23 protein-coding genes are annotated in these 19,995 nt (G+C 41.8%); 8 read left to right on the top strand and 15 right to left on the bottom strand.

Annotated features, from left to right (window positions below):
• The first annotated feature begins 55 nt into the window (after positions 1 to 55).
• Complete coding sequence (locus KSU66_RS19720) at positions 56 to 2,107, top strand: transglycosylase domain-containing protein (RefSeq protein WP_269053173.1); 2,052 nt, start codon at positions 56 to 58, stop codon at positions 2,105 to 2,107.
• A gap of 341 nt (positions 2,108 to 2,448) precedes the next feature.
• On the opposite strand, the gene KSU66_RS19715 is transcribed toward KSU66_RS19720, so the two are convergent.
• The gene (locus tag KSU66_RS19715) at positions 2,449 to 2,979 is read right to left on the bottom strand and encodes a YwhD family protein (RefSeq protein ID WP_269053172.1); all 531 of its coding nucleotides are present in this window, start codon (positions 2,977 to 2,979) and stop codon (positions 2,449 to 2,451) included.
• Between the two features lie 43 nt (positions 2,980 to 3,022).
• Here KSU66_RS19715 and KSU66_RS19710 point away from each other — a divergent pair, with 43 nt between their 5' ends.
• Positions 3,023 to 3,235: a 2-hydroxymuconate tautomerase gene (locus KSU66_RS19710; protein ID WP_269053199.1), complete on the top strand. Its 213-nt coding sequence runs from the start codon at positions 3,023 to 3,025 to the stop codon at positions 3,233 to 3,235.
• A gap of 265 nt (positions 3,236 to 3,500) precedes the next feature.
• Here KSU66_RS19710 and KSU66_RS19705 read toward each other — a convergent pair whose 3' ends face one another.
• Both KSU66_RS19705 and KSU66_RS19700 read right to left on the bottom strand, forming a co-directional pair.
• Positions 3,501 to 4,007, bottom strand: coding sequence for a YwgA family protein (locus KSU66_RS19705; protein WP_269053171.1), 507 nt, complete (start codon positions 4,005 to 4,007; stop codon positions 3,501 to 3,503).
• A 14-nt stretch (positions 4,008 to 4,021) separates the two neighbouring features.
• Positions 4,022 to 5,320, bottom strand: coding sequence for an HD domain-containing protein (locus tag KSU66_RS19700; protein ID WP_269053170.1), 1,299 nt, complete (start codon positions 5,318 to 5,320; stop codon positions 4,022 to 4,024).
• Between the two features lie 179 nt (positions 5,321 to 5,499).
• Here KSU66_RS19700 and KSU66_RS19695 point away from each other — a divergent pair, with 179 nt between their 5' ends.
• Positions 5,500 to 6,135 carry an RsfA family transcriptional regulator gene (locus tag KSU66_RS19695; protein WP_269053169.1) on the top strand — a complete coding sequence of 212 codons (636 nt, stop codon included), beginning with the start codon at positions 5,500 to 5,502 and terminating at the stop codon, positions 6,133 to 6,135.
• Between the two features lie 344 nt (positions 6,136 to 6,479).
• Here the strand turns inward: KSU66_RS19695 and KSU66_RS19690 are convergent, their stop codons facing one another.
• Positions 6,480 to 7,316 carry a lipoate--protein ligase family protein gene (locus tag KSU66_RS19690; RefSeq protein WP_269053168.1) on the bottom strand — a complete coding sequence of 279 codons (837 nt, stop codon included), beginning with the start codon at positions 7,314 to 7,316 and terminating at the stop codon, positions 6,480 to 6,482.
• A gap of 15 nt (positions 7,317 to 7,331) precedes the next feature.
• Positions 7,332 to 8,303: a phosphate acetyltransferase gene (gene pta / locus KSU66_RS19685; protein WP_269053167.1), complete on the bottom strand. Its 972-nt coding sequence runs from the start codon at positions 8,301 to 8,303 to the stop codon at positions 7,332 to 7,334.
• A gap of 176 nt (positions 8,304 to 8,479) precedes the next feature.
• Between pta and hemQ the strand changes: the two genes are divergently transcribed.
• Positions 8,480 to 9,229, top strand: a complete 750-nt coding sequence (gene hemQ, locus KSU66_RS19680; RefSeq protein ID WP_269053166.1) for a hydrogen peroxide-dependent heme synthase — start codon at positions 8,480 to 8,482, stop codon at positions 9,227 to 9,229.
• Between the two features lie 140 nt (positions 9,230 to 9,369).
• Here the strand turns inward: hemQ and rbsB are convergent, their stop codons facing one another.
• From rbsB to KSU66_RS19650, 6 genes are read right to left on the bottom strand one after another with little or no spacing between them, the layout of a single operon-like run.
• Positions 9,370 to 10,287, bottom strand: a complete 918-nt coding sequence (rbsB, locus tag KSU66_RS19675) for a ribose ABC transporter substrate-binding protein RbsB (protein ID WP_269053165.1) — start codon at positions 10,285 to 10,287, stop codon at positions 9,370 to 9,372.
• A 15-nt stretch (positions 10,288 to 10,302) separates the two neighbouring features.
• The gene (gene rbsC / locus KSU66_RS19670; protein WP_329958866.1) at positions 10,303 to 11,244 is read right to left on the bottom strand and encodes a ribose ABC transporter permease; all 942 of its coding nucleotides are present in this window, start codon (positions 11,242 to 11,244) and stop codon (positions 10,303 to 10,305) included.
• On the bottom strand, positions 11,231 to 12,727 hold the full coding sequence (locus tag KSU66_RS19665; RefSeq protein WP_269053163.1) for a sugar ABC transporter ATP-binding protein: 1,497 nt from the start codon (positions 12,725 to 12,727) through the stop codon (positions 11,231 to 11,233). Before KSU66_RS19665 ends, rbsC begins: the two co-directional genes overlap by 14 nt.
• Positions 12,728 to 12,743: 16 nt before the next feature.
• A complete protein-coding gene (rbsD, locus tag KSU66_RS19660) occupies positions 12,744 to 13,133 on the bottom strand; it encodes a D-ribose pyranase (RefSeq protein WP_269053162.1) in 390 nt (129 codons plus the stop codon).
• Positions 13,133 to 14,014: a ribokinase gene (rbsK, locus tag KSU66_RS19655; RefSeq protein WP_269053161.1), complete on the bottom strand. Its 882-nt coding sequence runs from the start codon at positions 14,012 to 14,014 to the stop codon at positions 13,133 to 13,135. The genes rbsD and rbsK overlap by 1 nt, the downstream gene beginning before the upstream one ends.
• Entirely contained in the window at positions 14,011 to 15,003 is a 993-nt protein-coding gene (locus tag KSU66_RS19650) for a LacI family DNA-binding transcriptional regulator (RefSeq protein WP_329958865.1), read from the bottom strand. Before KSU66_RS19650 ends, rbsK begins: the two co-directional genes overlap by 4 nt.
• A gap of 231 nt (positions 15,004 to 15,234) precedes the next feature.
• On the opposite strand from KSU66_RS19650, the gene KSU66_RS19645 reads away from it, so the two are divergent.
• Positions 15,235 to 15,603: a cell wall hydrolase gene (locus KSU66_RS19645; RefSeq protein WP_443029012.1), complete on the top strand. Its 369-nt coding sequence runs from the start codon at positions 15,235 to 15,237 to the stop codon at positions 15,601 to 15,603.
• 34 nt (positions 15,604 to 15,637) lie between these two features.
• Entirely contained in the window at positions 15,638 to 16,042 is a 405-nt protein-coding gene (locus tag KSU66_RS19640; protein ID WP_269053158.1) for a spore coat protein GerQ, read from the top strand.
• Positions 16,043 to 16,083: 41 nt separating this feature from the next.
• Here KSU66_RS19640 and KSU66_RS19635 read toward each other — a convergent pair whose 3' ends face one another.
• From KSU66_RS19635 to KSU66_RS19620, 4 genes are all read right to left on the bottom strand, one after another.
• The gene (locus KSU66_RS19635) at positions 16,084 to 16,464 is read right to left on the bottom strand and encodes a DUF423 domain-containing protein (RefSeq protein WP_269053157.1); all 381 of its coding nucleotides are present in this window, start codon (positions 16,462 to 16,464) and stop codon (positions 16,084 to 16,086) included.
• Positions 16,465 to 16,629: 165 nt separating this feature from the next.
• The gene (locus KSU66_RS19630) at positions 16,630 to 16,890 is read right to left on the bottom strand and encodes a YwdI family protein (RefSeq protein ID WP_269053156.1); all 261 of its coding nucleotides are present in this window, start codon (positions 16,888 to 16,890) and stop codon (positions 16,630 to 16,632) included.
• A 191-nt stretch (positions 16,891 to 17,081) separates the two neighbouring features.
• Positions 17,082 to 17,768 (bottom strand): uracil-DNA glycosylase, encoded by a 687-nt coding sequence (locus KSU66_RS19625; RefSeq protein ID WP_269053155.1) that lies wholly within the window; start codon positions 17,766 to 17,768, stop codon positions 17,082 to 17,084.
• 6 nt (positions 17,769 to 17,774) lie between these two features.
• Entirely contained in the window at positions 17,775 to 18,527 is a 753-nt protein-coding gene (locus KSU66_RS19620) for a DUF4230 domain-containing protein (protein ID WP_269053154.1), read from the bottom strand.
• A gap of 113 nt (positions 18,528 to 18,640) precedes the next feature.
• Here KSU66_RS19620 and KSU66_RS19615 point away from each other — a divergent pair, with 113 nt between their 5' ends.
• Together KSU66_RS19615 and thiD are read left to right on the top strand one after the other, a co-directional pair.
• Positions 18,641 to 18,907 (top strand): hypothetical protein, encoded by a 267-nt coding sequence (locus KSU66_RS19615; protein WP_269053153.1) that lies wholly within the window; start codon positions 18,641 to 18,643, stop codon positions 18,905 to 18,907.
• A gap of 74 nt (positions 18,908 to 18,981) precedes the next feature.
• Positions 18,982 to 19,815, top strand: a complete 834-nt coding sequence (gene thiD / locus KSU66_RS19610) for a bifunctional hydroxymethylpyrimidine kinase/phosphomethylpyrimidine kinase (protein ID WP_269053152.1) — start codon at positions 18,982 to 18,984, stop codon at positions 19,813 to 19,815.
• Positions 19,816 to 19,995: the final 180 nt, after the last annotated feature.

Here is a 19,995-nt window from a genome sequence, read left to right as displayed (position 1 = left end):
ATCTTGACGTCGGCGTCGCATACTACAAACAAATACATCGACGGGGAGGGATTTTATGCGGCGAGCAGTTTACCAGAAAGAGAAAAAAAAGCGCATCTTTTGGCGTCGATTATCTTTGCTAGCACTTACCGCACTTACAGCCGCCCTCACTTTATTTGGAGCTCTGAGGCTTTATGCGCAAATTACCGGCGCCCCGTCTCTCAGTGTTCCGAAAGCTTCCGTTTTCTTGGATGAAGACGGAAAGCAAATTGGCGACAAATTTTCTGCTGAGCGGAGGTATTGGGTTAGTCTAGATGAGATTTCCCCATTTCTGCTAGATGCAGTCATTGCGACGGAAGATAAAAACTTTTACAAACATAATGGATTTGATTATAAACGAATTGCCGGGGCTTTACTGAAAGACATCAAAACGCAAAGTAAGGCTGAGGGCGCAAGTACAATTACAATGCAGTACGCCAAGAATTTGTATTTATCACAAGCAAAAACATGGACCCGAAAAGCAACTGAAGCATTGTATACCTACCGTATGGAAATCTTTTATGATAAAGATGACATTTTGGAGGGTTATTTAAATACAGTCTATTTTGGACACGGCATGTACGGCGTTGAGGCGGCGAGCCAATTTTACTTCGGTAAGCCTGCAAAGGATCTTACGCTTGAGGAGTCGGCAGTCATAACAGCAATCGCAAAAGGCCCTTCCGTATATTCTCCACTTGATCATCCAAATAATTCAAAGGAACGAAAAGAACTTGTCTTAGCATTAATGACGGCACAGGGCTACATTACGGATAAGCAGGCACAGCGCGCGGTTGAAGAAGATATTGTGCTCAAAACAAAGGAATGGAAGGACACCGAACGCATTGCCCCCTACTTTTTAGATGAGGTTTGGCGCGAAGCCGAAAAATTACTCACCGAGAAAGGTCGCTATCCCGCTGAAGGCGGCTGGACAATCCGAACAACACTTAACGTCCACCACCAACAAACCGCTGAAGAAATTATTGATAAATGGATGCCAAAAAGCGGACTTCAAATTGGCTTTATGTCGATTGATCCGAAAAATGGTGCCATTACTTCACTTGTAGGCGGTGTTGATTATGCACAAAGTCCTTATAATCGTGCAACTCAGGCAAAGCGACAGCCTGGATCTGCAATGAAACCAGTGTTGTATGCAGCAGCGCTTGAAAACGGATTTAATCCGCTTAGTTTTTTATTGCCAGAAAAGACGATTTTTACATTTGATGATGGACGACAAAAATATGAGCCCAAAAATGTGAACGGAAAGTTTGCAGATCATCCTATTTCTCTTGCGCAAGCACTAGCGATTTCAGATAATATATTTGCGGTGAAGACGTTGGAGGATATCGGTTATAAAAAGTACCGTGATATGGCCGAGCGCCTGGGTATTGATGCTAAAATTAATGAGGTCCCTGCGGTTGCGCTTGGTACTTCTGTCGTCACATTAGTCGAAATGACGAATGCATACAGTCGGATTGCGGCTGGTGGCGTTGAGTTAATGCCGACGACAATTATCTCGATTTCAGATGCAGACGGAAAAACGGTTTATGAACGTACGAAAAAGAAACCTAAACAAATTATGTCGGAGCAAGATGCATTTGTTTTAACCCACTTATTAACTGGGATGTTCGATCCCGTTTTCAATGACTATTCCGCAGCAACTGGGTTATCCATGCGACCTAAACAAACTAGGCCGTACGCCGCAAAATCTGGGACAACGGAGTGGGACCAATATTTAATTGGTTATACGCCTTCACTAACTGCTGGGATTTGGACTGGTTATGATGTGGATGAACGATTAGAAAATAGCGATGATAAAGCTGCGTCTAAAAAAATCTGGATTGAGTTCATGGAAACGGCGCTAAGCGGTACGCCACCCGAACCCTTTATCCCTCCAACCGGTGTGAGTAGTGTAATTATTGACGTGGAAACGGGTGGACTTGCGGTTACCGAGTGCGAGCGACAACGCCTTGTGTATGTGAAAGATAAAGATATGCCACAGAAACTATGTACGGACAAATCACTCCAAGAACTGCGCAATTCAAGTGAAGGAAAAGAATTCAACTTATTCCCATTTTCATTTTTTGATTAAGTAGGAAAGATTGATTTTTAACTTTCCACAGGAAAGATTGATTTTTAACTTTCCACAGGAAAGATTGATTTTTAACTATCCAACGAGGTAAATAATATATATATATATCAATGTATTAAAAAAGCTTCTTTCCCTCATTTGAAGGAAAGAAGCTTTTTTTGCCAATTTAGTGCGTTTTCAACCAAAGGAAACCGCGCTTGGGTTTGGTTGATTTCCTTTGCCTAATTACGTAGACTAATTCGGCAGTCCTAGCTTACATTAGCAAGCTATCCTTAGTGTACTTTCTTTTAAGCGTACATTCAAGCCTACTGATGAAAGTATTTGAAGAACGTCGTCCATATTTACGAGGTTTGAATACGAAGTCCCTCGTGAAGTTCCTGTGGGCTACGATCCCATAACTCTTTATTATGTCCTTCTAAAAATTCAGCTAGGACACGTTTTGCAGTATCGTCTATATGATCAACCATGATTGAGCCTTTCATCGATTTATCCAATTTGTTCATATGCTCGATGAAATTTTTATAGCCTCGTCGAATCGGACGGTCGATAACCATTTCACAAGCTGTTACGCCGGCATAGTAAGGACCTTCTTCTTTATAATCTATGGTCACCCAGACGAGCCAGTATAATTTTCCGTTTGCGGATTCCTCGCGGTCAGGTAAAAATCGAATGCCACGCTCTAGTGGACTTCTCGCATGCATTGCCCCAATTTCGATTGTAGCGATTTCCTCTTCTACATCAATGACAACTGGTGACACGTTTTCCAATGACAATGAACCAATCCCGAATCCTTTATGACCGTCGGTTGGATCATTTTTTATAATTGTAAAGCCTAGTTTCGGTTTTGGTTTTGGTTTCTGTTCATTTTCCATTTGTTTACCCCTCCAACTCTGATATTATTACTTAGTATACTGGATAGTTAGAGGGAGGGAAAAGAAAATGCCATATGTAACTGTAAAAATGTTCGAAGGACGTACGGATGATCAGAAACGTGCGCTATGTGAAAAGGTCACTGAAGCTGTTGCTGAAACAACTGGTGCACCTGCTGAAAATGTTGTTGTCTTTATCGAGGAAATGTCCAAAAGTGATTATTCTGTAGCCGGGAAACGCCCGGTTGATGAGGAGTAATTTTGTTTTAGCTGGGATGTTGATTCCCAATACTTGGGTACTAAATCGTTGATTTCCGTTACGAGCGGACGCTTTCCGCGGGCTTGGCTTCAGCCGCTTCCCTCGCTGCGCTCAGTCCAGGGTCTTCAGCTCAAGCTATTTCCGCTGGAGTCGCCGCTCTTCACTCCAATCAACTAAGTTTGGTGTACTAAGAAAATGACTCATTGCCTTCTTAGGCTTATAAAAAACAGGCTCCTACGACTTTTTTGTCGTGGGAGCCTGTTTTTTAGTTTACTACATAGTTTTCCATTTCTTCTATGAAGTCGAATGCGGCAGTCATTTCTTGTTCGGTGAATCTTAATTTGTTTTTTACAATATGTACTTTTTCAATTTGTTCTTTTTTATCGAGATGATCGAAGTACAAAAGTGTTGAGACCAGTTCGAGAAAGCGTGAACTTTGCACTTGCATTTTTTGGGCAAAGCCGGTCAGTCTGTCGTGAACAGGGTCTGCGGTTTCTAGAAAGCGCAGACCTTCGTCTGTTACGTTGTATTGGTATTGTGAATAAGATCCTTTATTTATGAATTGCTCGTTTATAAAACCCATCTCACATAGTTCTTCAACCCGTAGCGTCAATTCTTCTGAATAAGGTCCGTACATATGGAGCTCATATTTTTCGGCAAAAGGGAATTGCATTCTTTTGGCTATATAAATCATTTTCTGAAGTTTTTTTCGTCCTGTTACTTCTTCTGCCACTGAAATAAACTGGACTATTTTAGCATGTTCTTGCAACAAGTTGTCCACCCTTTCTAGTTATTCAACATCTGTAAAATCTGCCCGTACAATGGATTATCCTCTTTGCCAGCTTCTAGTAAATCTTCTGGAAAATAGAGTTTATGATCGGTTCGTCTTTTTCCGGAAATTGCATCTACTACGTCAGATGAGCGGGATATCTCGCTAAGTTCCCCGTTTGGCATTTCTAAAAAGATTGGCAAGCGTTCGTTTTCTTCGCCTGGCCTGTAAAAATCGTATGGTAAATCTGATGATGAATCTACAACAAGATAATACTCAGGATCTATGCCTGCTTCTATGAATAAGCTTTTTAATTCGTGTAGTTTTTCGTACTCTTCTGCCGGATTAAATTCGACGTATTGGAATAATCTGCGGTTAATAAACCGAGAACTTAAATCGGCCAACACCCAATCTGACTCTTTCATCCACTGTTGAAAATAAGTTGTCATTACACCTTCGTCTAAGGAGATATAATCTTCTAATAGGAATGTCCGGTCAAAAAAGGTTTGAAAATGAGTAGGCACTTGTTTAAATATGTACCCAGATTCATATAAATATTTAGCACGATGTAAGATTTTCGTCAAAATAACTTCCGCACTTCGCGAGACTGGGTGGAAATAGACTTGCCAGTACATTTGGTAGCGGCTCATAATATAGTCTTCTACTGCGTGCATCCCACTAGACTTAACGACTGCTTGCTCTTCTGAGGGGCGCATTACGCGCAATATTCTTTCCATATCAAAATGACCGTAAGATACGCCTGTAAAATAAGCATCTCGCTGTAAGTAATCCATCCGGTCCGCATCTATTTGGCTTGAGATAAGACTTACAACAAGCTTATCTGGATATGTTTTACCGATAACATCAGCGACTTTTTGTGGGAATTCGGGTGATACACGGGTCAAGACTTTATTCACTTCTGTATCTCCCAGTAAAATTGCCTGTGTGAATTGTTCGTGGTCAAGATTAAAGACATTTTCAAAAGCATGTGAAAATGGGCCATGTCCCAAGTCGTGCAATAACGCTGCACAAAGCGCGACAAGACGCTCTTCATCGTTCCACTCGGGCCTTCCGCTAAAGCCATCATCAACAATCCGGCGAACGATTTCGTAGACACCGAGCGAATGATGGAACCGGCTATGTTCGGCCCCGTGAAAAACAAGATACGTTGTTCCTAGTTGTTTGATCCGACGTAAGCGCTGGAACTCTCGTGTTCCGATGACGTCCCAAATCACTTTGTCGTTTACATGTATGTATCTATGCACTGGATCTTTGAATACTTTTTCCTCAATTAGCTTTTCGTTTTTGTATTCCATTTCACACCTCCGGTAACTCCCTCACTCCATTGTACTCAAAAAAAGCCATCTCTGAAAGCCTCCGATATGAAATATTTTTTACAATCCTGACACAATGAGTTTAATCAATGAATAAAATAGTGATTTAGTGTACAGACTGACAGTAGAAAGAGACTACTAAATTGGCAGGAGGCACTACTATGGTAAAAGTTAGGCAGGATGCTTGGATGGAAGAAAATGATATTTTATTGGCCGAAACGGTACTTCGTCATGTTCGTGAAGGTAGCACGCAATTGAGTGCTTTTGAAGAGGTTGGCGATGCACTGAATCGTACAGCCGCGGCTTGTGGTTTCAGATGGAATGCAGTCGTTAGGCGAGATTATGATCAAGAGCTTGAAGAGTCGAAGAAAGAACGTAAACAGGCTATCAGAATGCTAGGTAAAGATTTTAAGCGTCGCGGACAACAGTTGTACACGCCCACACAGGGCAGTAATGAGGATAATAGAGTCTCGGTGCCGTTATCAGCACTCACGCTAGATACGGTTATCGCCTACCTTGTAAGATTGCACCATACAGGTGGGGGCGATGGTGAATCAATACGCTGGCGCCACACTGCAAAAGCAGCGACCGCCACTATCGATAAGCTAGAGAAGGAAATTAATAAACTTAAAGAAGAAAATGAAACACTCCGAACTGATTATGAACAATTTGTTCAAATTATGAACCGCGCGCGTCGCCTTGTCACATTAGACGACATCGAAGACCGCAGTGCTCCCGTCTTCATGATGGAACAAAACGGTAATCTCGTATCAAAAGAACCACCAATCAGCAATTGATTGGTGGTTTTTTTCTGTATGCGGTTATATATATTTCTTACACCATTATTCTGAGTAAAAAATGGTTGTCCTTGTTTAGGAGGCCACTGAAAAAGTCTGACTTTCTGTAACACCGTTGATTTCCGTTCCGAGCGGACAGTGCGGAAAGTTACAGTTCAATCTTTCCCTGACGCTTTCCGTGGGGCGGGAGGTGAGCCTCCTCATCGCATAAACCTGCTCCTGCGGGGTCTAACCTGTCCCGCTGATCCCACCGGAGTCGCCGCTCTGCACTCCAATCAACTAGAATATCCAAAGTGAACTAGTTTTTCAGTGGCCTCTTGTTTAGAGAACAACCTTTCTCATCATTAAATAAGCATTTTCTTATTGCGTTCAAAAACGCGGTGTAAATAAAATGAATAGAGTTCCATTTCGTCTTCTTGGAATCCGCCAATCACAACATCGTTCGCAAGGAATTGCAAGAGTAATTGAACACGGATGACCACCTCGTTTACAGTGAGTTCCATTCCAAGTAGTTCGGAAAGTGAGGCCATTACTTCGGGTTTAATAGCAGGATAAGAGAACTTCGTCTCCTCTCCTTGCAAGCCAACTTCGTATAGGTCGCGAATTAATTCGGCGCGTTCTGATCCACTGCCTTCCACACATAGATAGACTTGAACCGCAATACCTTGGCGCAGTCGACGTTGCGAGATTCCAGCGAATTTGCGTCCGTCAATGCTAAGGTCATAGGAGCCTGGACAATACGAACCTACAATTTCATAGGCTTCGATTTGACCGTCAGCTTCCGGAAATAGCATCCGAACAAATTCAAGCATAACTTCATACCCCGTAGAAATATCAATGGACTTGTCCTGTTCAGTAAATATCATTGAAATATTTAAAACACCCTCGTCAAGAACCACAGCGAGCCCGCCGGAATTACGAACTATGGATTTATATCCTTTATTCTCCAACATCGACACCGCATCATTTATGAGCGGGAGTCGGTGATCCTGAATGCCGAGAACGACTGTATTGTCATGGACCCATGTACGAATTGTTGGGGTACTCATTTTTTGGCCGACCAGATGGCAAAGTGTATCGTCGGCAGCAAATGATTCGAGCGCGGAGCGATTGCGTGCACTAATGGATTCATCCATAAATCGCCACTCTGGAATGTGTAAATACGAATCATAAATTGACATGTTATTCTCTCCTGATCATAGACTTTGGGCAGCGGTTATCAAGCTAAGTTTATAGACATCATCTGCTGAACAACCTCTCGACAAATCGTTTACCGGTGCGTTTAGCCCTTGTAAAATCGGACCAATCGCCTCGTAGCCGCCAAGTCTTTCGGTTAATTTATAGCCAATATTCCCTGCTTCGAGGGTTGGAAACACAAAGACGTTTGCATCGCCTTGAATGACAGAACTTGGTGCTTTTGTCTGTGCAATTTCGGGTACGTATGCTGCATCAAATTGAAACTCTCCGTCAATTGCCAATTCAGGTGCTAGCGTTTGTGCAATTTTTGCTGCTTTCGCAACCTTTTCCGTTTCGTCAGTCACCGCTGAGCCTTTTGTTGAAAATGACAGCATCGCGACTCGTGGATTTATGCCAAATGAGCGGGCCGTTTTTGCGCTTTCAACAGCGATTTCAGCCAACTCTTGAGATGTCGGGTTAACTGTAATTGCACAATCGGCGAATACGAGTTTCTCCTCATTTTTCATCATAATAAATGCACCACTTGTCTTCGAAACGCCAGGTTTTGTGCGAATAATTTGAAGTGCCGGCCGAACCGTATCCGCCGTAGAATGCACTGCCCCGCTTACAAGCCCGTCAGCGCGTCCGGAATAGACAAGCATTGTTCCAAAGTAATTGACGCTTAGCAGCAATTCTCGTGCTTGCTCAACTGTCGTTTTACCAGCACGGCGCTCCACTAATTGTTTAACGAGATCTTCAAAGTATGGCGCTTGTTCAGGATCTATAATTATCATTGTTGTAACATCTATATTTGATACCTTAGCGGCCTGCCTCACTTCAGTTTCATTGCCTAGTAATATCGGCTGCACTAGTCCTTCACTCTGTAAACGAGAGGCTGCTTGAAGAACTCGCTCATCCGTACCTTCTGGTAGCACAATTGATTTTTCGTTTCCGCGTAACTTTTCTTTTACTTCTTCAAATAAATTTGACATTCGTAGCCCGCCTTTCAATCCATTCTTCTGCTTATAGCATACACGAATTCCCCGTATCTTAACAGGCGCACACTTCATGTCAAATTCGTGACAACACCGCGCTTCAAGGGTCATTCCGATACCAATATGCTACACTTGAGACGATGTAAACACACTATAAAAGGAGTGGCTTATAAATGAACGAAGCAGCAATTACCCTCGATGGATGGTATGCATTACATGATCTACGGTCAATGGACTGGACCTCTTGGAAACTGATTTCAGAAGAAGAGCGCCAAACAATCGTTGCAGAATTTAATCAATACCTTGAAAAACTTCAAAAAGCACATGATGATAAAACAGGAAGCCATGCTTTCTATACAGTAATCGGGCAAAAAGCGGATTTCATGCTTATGATTTTGCGTCCAACAATGGACGAACTACAAGAGCTTGAAAATGAATTTAATAAACTTGCGATTGCCGACTTTACAATACCAGCTTATTCTTACGTTTCAGTGGTTGAATTGTCTAACTACCTTGCAGGTGATTCTGATGCAGATCCATATGAAAACCCTTACGTTCGCGGACGTTTGTATCCAGAACTGCCACGTAGCCAATACATCTGTTTCTATCCTATGGATAAAAAACGCGACGGCGATGATAACTGGTTCATGTTAGACATGGACACGCGTAAAAAGTTAATGTATGACCACGGTATGATTGGTCGTAGCTACGCTGGAAAGATCAAACAAATCATTTCGGGATCTGTCGGTTTTGACGATTACGAGTGGGGCGTTACACTGTTTTCAGATGACGTACTTCAGTTCAAGAAAATCATTTATGAAATGCGTTTTGATGAAGTAAGCGCACGCTATGCAGAATTCGGTTCATTCTTCGTCGGTACGATTTTAGATGACAAGAAAACGGCAGAATTCTTCGCTATATAAGTTGAATATGTATTGTATACAAATGCTTTAATAGGCAACTTTGAATTGCATATTAAGTACAACTCTATTTATTCCATAAAAAAGCCCGAATAACTGAACGCATTTTGCGTGTTCGTTATTCGGGCTTTATTTTTTAGTTGTTATTTCTTAATTAAGTCCAGTTCAACAGGAATAAATTCTTCAACCTCTTCACCTTTTAATGATTGGATTGCGGTTTCTACCGCTTTTGAACCAATAAGGTCAGGTTTCTGAGCAACTGTCCCTTTTAGTTTACCATTTTCAACCGATTTTACAGCATCTTCTGTTGCATCAAATCCAATGACTATAATGTCTTTTCCAGATGCTTCAACTGCTTCTATTGCACCAAGCGCCATTTCATCGTTATGAGCAAATATCCCTTTAATATCGGGGTTCCCTTGAATAATATTCTCCGCAACTGTCAAACCTTCTGCACGGTTAAAGTTTGCAGTTTGCTTCGCAACGATGTCCAATTTACCTTCAACTACAGTATTAAATCCTGCACCACGGTCACGTGCAGCTGATGAACCGGAAACACCTTCCAATTCTGCTACTTTCGCACCTTCACCGACTAGCTCTATTAAGTATTCTCCAGCTAATTCTCCGCCGGCTTCATTGTCAGATGCGATGTGAGAAACTACCACAGCACCTTCTGCACTGCGGTCAACGGTAATAACAGGAATACCCGCATCATTTGCAGATTGAACAGCGGATACAACCGCTTGAGAGTCCGTAGGGTTGATCAAAATCAAATCGACACCTTGTTGAATTAAATCTTCTACATCACTTGCTTGTTTTGAAGCATCGTCCTGTGCATCGATTACTGTCATCTCTGCGCCTAATTCCTTCGCCTTCGCTTCTGCTCCTTCATTCAGCGTGACAAAGAACGGGTTGTTTAGCGTTGAAATAGAAAAGCCGATATTATATTCACCATCTGTACCTTTCGATCCGCTATCCTTTTTTTCTCCTGGTGCATCTGTAGAACATGCAGCAAGTACAAGTATAACCGCCATCATTAACACTAATTTAATGTTTTTCATTCTCTAACATCTCCCTTAAGCTGTTTTTTTGCGATCTAATAAAACTGCAATTAATATTACTAATCCTTTCACCACTTGCTGGAAGAAGGAAGAGACACCAATTAGATTTAACCCGTTATTTAATACGCCAATAATGAGTGCTCCTATTAACGTGCCCACAATCCAACCTCGCCCACCTGTTAAACTTGTCCCGCCTAGAACAACTGCTGCAATTGCATCGAGTTCAAACATATTGCCTGCTGTTGGCTGGGCGGAGTTCAGTCTCGATGTTAGAATGAGCGCAGCGAGTGCTGCCAGCAAACCTGTTAAGGCATACACATATATTTTTATGCGATCAACACTTATTCCTGATAGTTTAGATGCTTCTTCATTGCCGCCAACCGCATAAACTCTGCGACCGAATGTTGTCTTTTTCAATATGAAATACAATATACCAAATGTAATTGCCATTGTAATAACGGGAACTGGAATGCCGAACAAGTACCCTTTTCCTAACATTTTGAACGCAGTTGAATCACCAAGTCCTGAAATTGGGCGCCCTTCTGTATAAACGAGCGTCAATCCCCGGTATATCGTCATCGTCGCAAGTGTTGCGATAAATGGCGCCACTTTACCTTTTGCGATAATAATTCCGTTAATCGCACCGAGTATTGCACCCAACAATAAACCTAAGAACATGGCAAGCATTGGATCCATACCACCCGCCATCAGACCTGCAGTTACAGCTCCCGTTAAAGCTAAGATGGAGCCTACAGATAAATCAATTCCCCCTGTCAGAATTACAAATGTCATTCCGAAAGCGATGAGCGCGTTGATAGATACTTGTCTTAATACGTTGAGTAAGTTGTTCATCGCTAGAAAGCTCGGGTTCATTATCGAAATAATGACCACAATAAGTAACAGACCAATTAATGGTCCTATTTTTTGAAAAATCGAAGTTGATTTAGATTTGAGCAACTTTCTCACCTCCCGTAGCATAATGCATAATTTTCTCTTGTGTCATTTCATCTTTTGATAGTTCAGCCATAAGATTTCCTTCATGCATGACGAGGACGCGATCTGCCATTCCTATAATTTCGGGAAGCTCAGATGAAATCATCAAGATTGCGACCCCTCTCTCTGCAAGTTCATTAATTATGGTATATATTTCTTTTTTTGCGCCGACATCTACTCCACGGGTCGGTTCGTCTAATATCAATACCTCAGGCTCTATTCCGAGCCATTTGGCAATAACCACTTTTTGTTGGTTTCCACCACTCAATGACTTCGCTGCTTGTTCAGGTCCCGAAACACGAACCCCCAAGCGTTCTACCATCGAATCGTACAATTCTTTTTCATTGCGTGAATTGAGGACACCATTGTTTGATACTTTTTGGAAATTCGTTAAGCTCAAGTTTTCTTTAACAGAAAAGTCTACAATAAGTCCCTCTGACTTCCGATCTTCAGTTACATAGCCAAAACCTAGTTTTATTGCTTGCTGCGGATTTTTTATTTTCACGGGTTTTCCATCGAGCAGTAGATTTCCTTTATTAAGTTTTCTATAACCAAATAAAGATTGAACGACTTCTGTTCGCCCTGCCCCCATTAATCCTGAAATACCAAGCACTTCACCTTTACGGAGTTCAAATGAGATATCCTCAAAACATCCGTTTCTCGTCAATCCTTGCGCCGCCAATTTAACTTCGCCGATAACCGAATTCCGTGCTGGAAAACGTTCGCCAAGTTCACGGCCTACCATCATTTGAACAATTTCATCAAAAGATGTTTCCCTGATCTTTTTGACGCCTACAAAATCGCCATCTCGTAAAATCGTAATTCGGTCGCATATAGAAAAAATTTCTTCCATACGGTGAGATATGTATACGAACGAAACCCCGTTTGCTTGAAGTCCTTTAATTGTTTCAAATAAAGATTCGATTTCTCTGTCCGTAAGTGCTGCTGTTGGTTCATCCATAATGATGACTTCAGCATTGGAAGACATCGCCTTAGCAATTTCAATAATTTGTTGCTTCCCTACAGATAGTTCACTTGTAAGTGTTCTCACATCTTCATCCAAGCCCAGTGAAGATAAGATTTTTTTCGCTTCTGCGTTCATTTGTTTCGTCTTTAATATTCCGCTCTTGCCATAAACTTTCTCATTGCCTAGAAAAAGGTTTTCCGCCACGGTTAGGTCAGGTAATATATTTAATTCTTGGTGAATTACCGCGATTCCGGCCCGTTCTGCTTCTTTCGGGTTTTTAAAATCTACAAGTTCACCATTCAACTTTATTTCCCCTGTATCGTGCGTATGTATACCAGTTAGTATTTTCATTAATGTTGATTTCCCTGCACCATTTTCACCCATAAGTGCGTGAATTTCTCCTTTTTGTAAAGAGAATTGAACATCTTTTAATACGGTATTTCCGTCAAAAGCTTTTGAAATACCTGTCATTTCAATCATGTATTCTCACCTTCTTTCAGAATATAACACCCGATTGCAAAATAATATTTGCGAAAGGTGTAGCTTCTCCTGTACGGATAATGACTTTTGAATGATGTGTTAATTGTTTGAAGTCATTATGTGTTACTCCTTGGAGATTTGGTATTAATTTATGTACCTCTTTATAGACTGTCTGATTTTCATCCTTCATTTCGTTCGCTATAAAGGCTGTTTCCACCTCTAAATCACTAAGTACTTCTTCTAATATTTCCAAAAAGGCTGGATTGCCTATCTTATATGACAAATCGATGCATCGGACGCCATTAGGTATCGGCAATCCACAGTCCGCAATCGTCACTTGGTCAGTATGACCTAATGATGCGAATACGGCAGCTAGCTCTCGATTTAGAATTCCGTTCTTTTTCATCAGCGTTCGCCTCCGAGTCGTCGTTCAACATCCTCGCGGGAAGGCATTCCGCCTTGTGCGCCAAACTCCTCAACCGCTAGCGAGCCAGCTGCGTTACCAAACTTAACTGCTTCCCCCAAGCCAAATCCTTCTACTAATGCATAAGCCAGCGCACCATTAAAAGTGTCGCCTGCTCCTGTCGTATCAACAACTTCCGTCTTAAAGCCTTCTACGATTACATGTTTTTCACCATCATAAAAACGGGCACCTGCACTTCCGAGTGTCACGATAAGCTGATTCGGATGATTTTCAAGTGCTGTTTCCATATCCGTGCCAAATATCTGTTCACATTCCGTTTCATTCGGCGTTAAATATTTTACATATTGGAGAAACTCCTTCTGAAATCCTCCTGCGGGTGCTGGGTTCATTAATACCGGAACATCTAGTTCGGCACAAAGCTCCAATGTATGCTTAATCGTAGGAATCGGAATCTCAAGTTGTAAGACTACAAGATCACTTTTTTCAATCTTTTTTGTCATCAGGTCTATTTCCGTAGCTGTTAATTGGTAATTAGCGCCTGGTACGACAATAATTCGATTATCACCGTCTGACAATAAAATATTTGCAATTCCTGAAGCCGCGCCCTCACTTACTGATACGCCCTCACTATTTACTGAATTTGCTCGGAGGTTTTCCACCAACTCTTTGCCAAACAAATCGTCGCCAACATTAGCAACTATATGAACATCTCCTCCAAGACGCGCTGCCGCAACGGCTTGATTGGCTCCTTTGCCACCGGGTACCGTGGTAAATAATTCACCCATAGTTGTTTCTCCTTGTTTCGGAAAATCTGCTGTTTGAACAACCAAATCCATATTTACGCTACCGACAATCGTAATCACGATAATTCACTCCTTGTTGTTCCGCGAATAATTAAATTAACCGGAACTTGTACTTCTTTCTCTTCTAATGGAATTCTTTCAATTTGTTTGATAAGCATGCGTGTTGCAATGGCGCCCATTTTATACACATCTTGACCGACTGTTGTTAAGCCTGGCGTCAACATTCCACCAAGGGCTATACCGTCAAAGCCAACAATTTGTAATTTTTCTGGGACACTGATTCCTAGTGAATGCGCCGCTTTAAGAGCACCTGCAGCCGATACATCACTACTTGCGAAGATTCCATCCACTTCTGGTAATTTTTCTAGAAAACTTCTTGCAATGAGCTCAGATTGCTCAAAGTCAAACGGACTTTCGATAATATGGGTCTCAATTGTTGAGCCCTTCGTTGCCTCCAAAAATCCTTCAAGCCGATTATCTGCCGTTGCTACCCCTTTAGGGCCCCTCATACAGACGATGTTTTTACATCCCTGCTCTATTAGATAAGCTGTTCCCAGACGGGCACCTTCTTTGTTGTTCGACGATACAGTTGGAATGGAACTATGAATGAGACGGTCTAGTGCGACGACAGGTAAATCTATTTTTTTATAATGTAGTGCCTCTAATTGATTGGTTGTTACGATAAATCCAGCAACGTATTTCTGTTTCAGTGTTTCTATATAATGGATTTCTTTTTCTGCCTTTTCATCAGAGTTGCATAATATAACTGTGTATCCATAAGTTAAAGCAACATCCTCTACTGCACGAGCCAGCTCAGGAAAAAATGGGTTCATGATGTCTGGCACAATCAAACCGATAAATTTCGTCTGTTTTGTACTTAATGAACGAGCGACCGAGTTTGGCGTGTAATTTAAATCTTTAATGGCTTCTTCAATTATTGCCTGTGCCTCTTTACTTACATAGCCTTTTTTGTTTAAAAACCTTGATACTGTGGCAACAGAAACGCCAGCTTTCTTCGCAACATCACGAATATTAGCCAAATTGATCACCTTTCCTCACGATGTGTAACCGGTTACACATACTATACCAACTCGGTGATTTGTTTGTCAATACACGATAACCTTTTTTATTTATCATCTACAAATTACTAGCCTCTCCCAACTAACTAGCAATCTTTTTGTCATTTTCAATTCCATCACTGCATACATTTTAGGTGAGGAGGTTATTCTTTGGGAGTGATAGCACACAACGAGAAGGAAGTTGAATTACTTGCCAGGCTAATGCGTGCCGAAGCTGAAGGTGATGGCCTTGAGGGCATGCTAATGGTTGGTAACGTTGGCGTAAACCGTGTACTCGGTGACTGCCTAGACTTTCCCGATATTCGCAGCTTAGAACAGATGGTGTTCCAACGCCCAGGGGGTTTTGAAGCAACTACAAAGGGCTACTTCTACCAACGCGCGCGCCCTGAAGATATACAACTTGCAAGACGAGTCATTGCGGGCGAACGTTTTCATCCCGCTAGTCGCGCATTATGGTTTTTCATGCCAACGGGTCAGTGTCCAGCGCAGTGGTATGGTCAATGGAATACAGGTCGTTACAAGTCGCACTGCTTTTTCGCCCCACTTGCAAGTGACTGTCCAACAGTTTAACTCAAACTAATTCTGTCAAAGAAGGGATGAATTAATGGTCCAATATTATTGGAATCCAAATCTTCAACAGCCGAATTTCCAGAATCCTAATTTTCAACAGCCTACTCAACAGCAACAAGTTCCCATGCCTCCTTCAGCGGCAACTCCGAGCGGAAGGCCAGTCTTACCTATTGGAGAAACATCATACATCGAGAATATTTTGCGCTTAAATATAGGTCAACCAGGAACTTTCCACTTTTCTTTTTCCAATACAGTTGGGGAGACGCTAAACGCAAGAAATATCACTGGTTGGGTAGAAGAAGCCGGCCGCGATCATGTTATCGTACATGAAGCTAAAACGGGTCGCCAATATCTTTTTCCTATGATTTATTTTGATTATGCGGAATTTGATGACCAAGTGAATTATTTTCCACAAACCATGCATACGCGTCAAGATTAACAAAAAACTTCCGCAAACCCCATTGGGCTTGCGGAAGTTTTTTAATTTGCAAATTTAGTAGCTGCTACAATCAGCATAATCCAGCCGGCGATAAACGCGACGCCGCCAATTGGTGTAATTGCACCGAGAATACCGATTCCTGAAAGACTCAGGATGTACAAACTACCGGAGAAGATGATAATTCCGGCAAGCAGTAAGTAACCAGCCCAATTGAGTTGTGTAAGTGGTCCGAGGAGTGAAGAACTCATCAGAATTCCTATGAGCACTAATCCGAGTGCGTGAAACATTTGATATTGAACGGCTGTTTCCCAAATCGCTAAATACTTTTCAGATAGTTTTTCTTTTAGTGCATGTGCACCGAATGCACCAAACATAACAGCAATTGCTGCGTTGACTGCGCCTGCAATAATGAAGAATGGCATATGTTCCCCTACTTTCCTATTTCCAAATTAATGTATCTACTGTTCTTTGCTCACTATCAGCGCTTACACCCAGATTATTGGCGTTTCAGATGCCTATATCAGCGCTTACCAATCACTTATCAGCGTTCAGACCGCCTATATCAGTGAATAGTATCTTTAGTCCTACTAAAAATCAAAAAGTGACCCACCATTTGCGTCTTTTTCTATCAGCGGTTGAGCTTCCAACGAATTAAGTGATTGAACCTCACTCATCTTGATCATTTTCGGGGCAACTTTTTCAGGCATTTCTGAACTGCCTCCAAGCGCAACTTCACTGAGAGAACGAATTGCTGCGAGCGCTTCCCGCATTTCGTTTTCATTGGTGCTTTTGCGTGCATTGATTAATTGTCGTTCCATTTCCTCTAAAATCCGGTCGTAGGAAATCATTTTCTATCATCTCTTTTCTTCCTGACAAATTTTCGCAACAGTCGACGGAAGTTCGCGTGCTTTAAAACCGTACGCTATACATCCACGAGAATTTTCGCTGATTCCAAGTAAAATAAAAGTATTCACTTTTTAAAATTTTAACGGTCACATCGAGACCTCTTACCATTAGCTTATCATGGGTACTAGGCGAATTAAAGGACTCCGCCTGTCCTGCACCAGTCAATTGGTTCTTCATCCCATAACGCCAAAATCTTATTTACTTTCGAATAGGGTCGACTCCCAAAAAATCCACGACTTGCGCTTAACGGACTTGGGTGGAATGATTCAACAATCGCATGCTTCGATAAATCGATTAGTTTCTTCTTCTCCTGTGCGGGTCTACCCCATAAAACGAACACAACCGGTTTATCTCTTGCCGACAAAACTCGGATGACTTCATTTGTAAAGGTTTCCCAACCCTGCTTCCTATGCGAATGGGCCTGCGCCTCTCTTACCGTCAGTACTGTATTCAACATGAGCACACCTTGTTCAGCCCATCCGGAAAGCGTCCCGTCTTGCGGAACCTCACAACCTATATCTTCAGCTAGTTCTTTAAACATATTGCGTAAACTTGGCGGTATTTTCACACCCGACTTCACAGAGAAACTTAATCCATGCGCTTGTCCCGCACCGTGATAGGGATCTTGTCCCAATATCACAACTTTGACCTCATCAAACGGGGTTAATTTAAAAGCCGTCCACAACTCATTTTTTTGTGGAAAAACTGCTTCCTCGGTATATTCCTTTTCTAAAAACTGTCGAAGTTTTAAATAATATGGTTTTCTAAATTCATCTTGTAATAGTGCATCCCAATCATTTCCGAGCTTTTCTTCAAACAATATTGGTCACTCCTTGAACTCAATCGTAACGTCATAACCTGCGAATAAAAACATTTCATGCAATGTTTTTTCAGCTGTATTTTCAGCTGTTTTCAATACACCCTGCTCCGCAGCATCTTTCAAAATCAATTCCTTGGCTTCCTCAGCGATTTTATAGCCTTCTTCTATATTAGCTTTCCCGCGGAAAATTCCTTCGTAAGAAAACACTTCAATTCTATCAAAGTATATTTCGGCTCCCCCTAAGAACTTTGCGGGTGGTAGCGTCAATTTAGCCGTCTTCTTATCTTCATCAATCACAACGTCTTTTTTTGTCAATCCTGCCAAATCGACACCAGCTTTCACTGATCCCGGGATCAAGACAAACATTTTGCGCTTAGTGCCGGCTACATTGAGTCCGATACTTTGGCCAAACACTTTGTTATCTTCCTGTTCAATCACAACTTTTGTATGGGCTTCAGCCGTGGCAAGTTCATTTATCTCCTGGATTCGTTCAAGAAACACCCCTTGTTTTTCTGTAAACGTACTTCCATTTTTTAATATATAAAAAGTTGCAAAAGACAGCGCAATCAACAATGTAGCAATTAGAAGAATAATAAGTAAGATTGACTTTTTCCAAATTGAAAAGAATACTTTTCCAACGGACCAAAATCCGGATGGTCGTTCTTCCGCTTCTTCCACCGTCACTGCAGTTTCTTCTTCGCTCGCTTTTAACTCCTTGAGTAACCGCTCAATTTCGTTAAGCTTTTCCTTTTCCGACATATTATCCCCCATTTCCTCTTTTTCCGACTGACTCTTGTATGTTTACAATATAGTAAAAATCTTATTTCAACAACTAGAAACTAGTGGTAAGATGGCTTTTGGGGGGATGCGATGTGCCTGATATGCAATTACGCCATAAATTAAGAAAAGTAATGGATGTAGCAAGTAATGGTGAACAGATTCCAAAACGACCAAAGAAAATTGGTTTTCTAATTTTCTCCATTTGCGCGGGGATTGGACTCGTTGGCCTGCTCGCTTTTGCTGTGGCGTTGACAATTTACACCCATTATATTAGTGCGGCAATTACATTCATCATCGTGGGATTTCTCTTCTATTCCACATATAAATTGATAACTGCTAAGGATATTGAGATTTCTTAGTCGGAAAAAATTGTAATCTTGATTTAATTTGATAAAATAGGATATATTCATTCAAACAAAAGGGGACCTCAAATATGCGACTTAAAAAGACTTTGACAATTGCAGGATCTGATACATCAGGCGGGGCTGGAATTGCAGCGGATTTGAAAACTTTCCAGGAACACGGTACATACGGTATGACTGCACTTACAGTCATTGTAACGATGGATCCAGATAATAAATGGAGCCACAGTGTATATTCACTTCCAATTGATGTGTTGAAAGCTCAAATTAAAACAGCTTTGTCGACTGGAATTGATGCGATTAAAACAGGCATGTTGAGCACAGAAGAAGTCATTCAGACTGCCGGTAATGCAATTGCTGAATCAAAACTTGACCACGTCGTAATCGATCCGGTTATGGTATGTAAAGGTGAAGACGAAGTACTCAATCCAGGTACCGTTGATGCAATGATTGAATTTTTGTTACCAAAAGCGGAGATTGTCACACCTAACTTGTTTGAAGCAGGACAACTAGCAGGAACGAAAACACCGAAAACGGTTGAAGATATGAAAGTTGCCGCAGAAAAAATTCACGCTTTGGGTGCGCGCAATGTTGTGATCAAAGGCGGTAAGCAATTGGTTCATGATAAAGCAGTGGACCTATTTTATGACGGTAAAACATTTACACTTCTTGAAGCAGAAAAAGCAGATACTGATTATAACCACGGTGCGGGATGCACATTCGCAGCGGCAATTACAGCAAATCTTGCAAACGGTTTGGACGTCAAAGATGCAGTCATTGAAGCGAAGACATTCGTTACAGCAGCAATCTCAAATGGTTGGAAACTAAACGAATTCGTTGGACCTGTCTTGCACGGCGCAAAAAACAAATACGGCGCACCAGAAATTACAACTACAGAAGTATGAGTTTAATACGGCCAGGACATTCCTAGGCCGTATTTTTGTGTGCGCCCAGCATGGGCGTAATCTATAGGGTGTAAGTCCCGAACTGTGAAGGTAGAAGTAACAGTTAGCTTAACGCAAGGGTGTCCACGGCGACGTGGAATCTGAAGGAAGCGAGCGGCAAACCTCCGGTCTGAGGAACAC

This window comes from Sporosarcina sp. G11-34 (assembly GCF_026931025.1).
This window is presented reverse-complemented; position numbering and strand designations above follow the sequence as displayed.